Source organism: Wolbachia endosymbiont of Pentidionis agamae, assembly GCF_036711655.1.
In the GTDB taxonomy this organism is placed as follows: domain Bacteria; phylum Pseudomonadota; class Alphaproteobacteria; order Rickettsiales; family Anaplasmataceae; genus JAZHPY01.
In genome coordinates this window covers 1-4,353 of record NZ_JAZHPY010000086.1, presented here as the reverse complement: position 1 = coordinate 4,353, position 4,353 = coordinate 1, and the positions used below count along the sequence as shown (strand labels likewise).

The window sequence follows — 4,353 nt, the reverse complement described above, 5'->3', positions numbered from 1 at the left end:
CTTAATAAAAATGGAGAAAGAGAAACACATTTTATTCTGATACTTTCTCATTGAATTGTAAAGAACAGAAATTGATTGTTTGATTGAAAAAACTTAAAATGATAGTATACAAAATTTAAGATATTATTAAAATTAGTGACATAAGGTAGTAAATTAGCTAGTAAAGATAAACACGTAAGAAGCAAGATGAATTTCAAATTATATTTCAGAATATATGTTAATGTTACGAATAAGAAATTAAATAACAACCATCACCTACAAGGTAAATTTTAATCAATTTGATGAAGTGGCTCACCTCTTTGATATATGTATTGCCTCATCTGTCAGAGCTAAATAACTTCTTGCCCAAGATGTCTTCCCCAAAATTGTTTGCGTAAGCTAGCAAAATCTTGCATGAGCAAACGAACCCTTTAAAAGCTTTGTGACTTACTCGCATGTATGAAATGAACATGATCAACTGCAACTTTACCAGAGATATCTAATTTTCCATAGCTTAGCAACTCTCTGATCCTACAGCAACATGGCGAAGAAAAACCCTTTTACTGTATTTTGGAATCAATACCAAGTGTACTTTCATATCGTACTTATAGTATACCCATAACGTTGCATACGCATCTTCGCCTCAAGGCGAGGGGTTTTTACAATACATGAAGGGGGGACACTAAAACACATATCAGTTTTTAGAAGTTCTTTTTACCTGGGAAAGCAAAATTCATGGTAATGTATCTTCAATCGACTTATAGGTCGTACTTTCCGCTCACTCCATAGATTTACGTCATTATATCTGACTAATGCCATGCCTATCTTCTATACAGAACTTGCTTTACACACACTCTTTGTTTTTTTTTGCCTAGCTAGCTTCTTCATCCAAAATTTCTACCATCATGTTGAAAGTTACCTTCCTGTTAGCCGACGGAATTTCTCTTCATCTAACTTCCTACTTTCTTCATATCTCATGCTTTTAAACTTATGACTTTGATATGGGAATGGAGAAATTGGAAGCTGAATTTACTTTTAGTGAATATGATACAGAACTCTTTAGGCTTTTTGGTCTTATAGATGGTCATTCAGTATCTCTGGCACTTCGAGGCGGTCTTCAAGGCAGTGGTAACAATACTATCGAATGAGTAATCATTAATCTCAGGGGAATATTCAGGGAATTTGACTTTAGTAATTGGAAATCTGGCGAAAAAGCAACACTCAAATGTACTGTCGCTGCTCATTATTATAAACCACCATTAGTGGTAAGGAGCTTATCGAAATTAATTCTGAAAATATGATTCGAAAGATAAACGGTGTTGATCAGGTGGCTTTATTGCAGACGGTACTCGGAATCTAATTTGAAATTTTATTTTTTTAAGGAGAATATATGCAAACAATATGGTATGTATTCTTAATCAATAATTAATTAAATTATGTCAAAATGCTTTTTCATTTTTGATAGAAGTTAAGGTTAACTCTATGCTTTACACTTTGATAATTGTAATTCTAATAACTTTATTTTTTACATGTGTAGTTCTACCTTTAGTTAACATCAGTCATATTCATATTTTAAAATCTGAGATAAATAGTTTGAAAAACCAGATTCAAAAAATTTCTGCCTTCTTGAAGCAGGATGGTATGGAGCTTTCACTTGATACCAAAGTACAATCTGACGCACATCAGCAAACACAATATGTTCAGCCATCCAGTAAAAAATCTATTCCAGATCAAATTACTCAAGAAGTAAAATCAAAGCAATTTGCTGCATGCTCTAAAAAACAAGTACCTAATAAACAAAAAAATATCAGCTTTGAACAACAATTCGGCGCTAGTTTTTCTGTTTGGATAGGTGGGATTGCCCTAGCACTGGCAGGTTTCTTTATGATCAAGTATTCTATTGAAACTGGATTGCTCAATGAGACTGTACGCATTGTGCTTGGTCTAATATTCGGTTGCTTGTTGCTTTACTCTGCAAATTTGGTACGCAGTAAGCCTCAATTTGCCAACGGTATACGAATTGCCCAGGCACTCTCTGGTGCTGGTATTGCTGATTTATATTTTTGTATTTTTGCGGCTACTAGCATTTATGATTTGATACATACTTTTATTGGTTTTGTAGGGATGGCAACTGTAACAGCTACAGCAGTAATATTATCTATCAGACATGGAATGCCCATTGCCTTGTTAGGCTTAATCGGTGGATTTCTAACTCCTGCAATGGTTGGGTCTCAAAACCCACAATCACCTATCTTATTTATCTATCTATATTTCGTGGTTACTGGATTGATGATGGTGATTCGTAAGCAATGCTGGTGGTTGATTGCAATACCAACTGTGCTTGGTTCATTCTTATGGGTTTGTATATGGCTCTTTGGCAGTAACTTTATTCCAAGCGACACTATCTGGCTTGGCTTATTTCTAATGGCAGTGAGTACAACTGTAGTTATCATCTCAAAACAACAACATAGTCAAGATATAGTCGATATTACAGATTTGTATAAAGTGACATCTGTACTCAATTATTTGACTCTTGGAGGTGTATTGCTGCTTACAGGAAAGTTGCTGCTTGCGCAGGATTTGGATTAATAGAGTGGGGATTGTTTTGCATATTATCATTAGGTGTGGTGGGATTGGCATACTTCAATCCAAATCTTTATGGCTTTGTACCAGGGTTATCGATGGTAGTAAATGCTGTCATGCTGATTGCATGGAATGTCACTGATGCAAATGCTTTTGTCTTAACTATCAGCGTGTTTGGCATATTATATATTGCTAGTGGCTATTTGTTACAATCACGTAGTGAAAAACCTTTGATTTGGGCTAGTCTTGTGGCAGCAGCAAGCATTGGCTATTATTTTCTTGGTTATTACAAGATACAAAATACAGAATTGGTATCTAGTATTTCACTATTCTGGGGTATTCTTGCGCTTGCTTTTGCTGGATTTAGTACGTATGCACTACAAAACATCTTAAAGGAAGTAGAAGAAAGCCATCCACAAAAACAACACCTGATGGCAATTTACTCTGGAATGGGTACTGCTTTTTTATCAATAGCACTTAGTATTGAATTACCACGAGAATTTTTGTCAGTGGCTTTTGCAGCACAGTTTTTTGCGATTACGTGGATAAATACAAAAATCAATGTAAAAGCTTTAAGATGTATTGCTGCCATTTTGGCTTGTGTCTTTGGATTTCTCTTAATTCCACAATTTCTTTTGTTAGTACAACTTACAGTTTATAGTTTAATAGAGGCTAGACTCGTTTTACAGAATAGTGTTCCAATTGTAAATTGGCCAATCTTTCAATTAGGATTGCCTGCTTTATTTTTTGTTATAGGAAGCTACTTATTACGTAAGCAAAAAGATGATAAGCTTGTTAATTTTCTTGAAACTGCAGCTATTGCACTTGTTGGCATAATGGGATATTATCTCACTCATCATGCCTTTCATATTGATGAAGACATTCTGTTTGTTAAGGCAGGGTTTATCGAATGCAGTGTTATAACTAACATCCTGTTTATATATGGGCTAGTGTGTTTATGGATTGGCAGGTATTTTACAAGACGAGCTGTATCATTAAGTGGTCTTGTACTTTCTGGAATTGCAATATTTCGTGTATGCTATTTTGACTGCATTATCTATAACCCACTCTGGTCATCACAAGCTATAGGTACATTACCTATATTTAATGCTTTATTGTTTACTTACGGGTTACCAATTCTATGGACATTGAGAACCATATTCGAATTGCCTCATATCGGTAAAACAGAGTGGAGTAAATACGGATACAGTTTTATTCTATTTCTTTCCTTTATGTTGATATCACTGAATGTGCGTCAAATATTTCATGGAACGTATCTTAATGGCCACGAAATCAGCAATGCAGAAATTTACGCTTATTTTATAGCATGGCTGCTTTTTTGTCTTGCTTTGTTGTTTATAGGAGTGCTGCGTAAAGATAAAATAATCCGCATTGCATCACTCATAGTTATACTTCTAACAGTTGGAAAAGTGTTCCTCTACGATGCATCGGCACTCACAGAGCTATTTCGTGTATTTTCTTTCTTTGGTCTTGGCATAAGCTTACTCAGTTTAAGCTGGCTCTATACAAAGTTTGTGTTCGGTAAATGTGATTATCTGGAGAATTTTAGAAAATCAGAAAAATAAACATATTTTTTACCTAACGGACTACCAAAAAAGGTTGAATTTTATTTGAGTTTAAAGCGTTATTCATGACTACTTATGATATAGAAAATGAAATGTTAGATCTGATTTGCTGGAAGCACTATGGATTTACTGAAGGAAGTATAGGAAATAGAAGGCTTTTTGGATTTCAAGGAGTAAGAGATGAGAGTAGAAAAGATAGGAAATT

At 34.6% G+C, this 4,353-nt stretch carries 3 protein-coding genes and 1 pseudogene; all 4 read left to right on the top strand.

Going from position 1 to position 4,353, the window contains the following annotated elements:
• Positions 1–971: 971 nt before the first annotated feature.
• Positions 972–1,339 (top strand): annotated as a pseudogene (locus V6U76_RS04650) (phage major tail tube protein); the annotation flags it as partial.
• Between the two features lie 233 nt (positions 1,340–1,572).
• A complete protein-coding gene (locus V6U76_RS04645) occupies positions 1,573–2,568 on the top strand; it encodes a DUF2339 domain-containing protein (RefSeq protein WP_333023933.1) in 996 nt (331 codons plus the stop codon).
• A gap of 38 nt (positions 2,569–2,606) precedes the next feature.
• Positions 2,607–4,148: a DUF2339 domain-containing protein gene (locus tag V6U76_RS04640; RefSeq protein WP_333023931.1), complete on the top strand. Its 1,542-nt coding sequence runs from the start codon at positions 2,607–2,609 to the stop codon at positions 4,146–4,148.
• Positions 4,149–4,213: 65 nt separating this feature from the next.
• Positions 4,214–4,353 (top strand): tail protein X (locus tag V6U76_RS04635; RefSeq protein WP_333023934.1); only part of this gene is annotated, 140 nt, incomplete at its 3' end.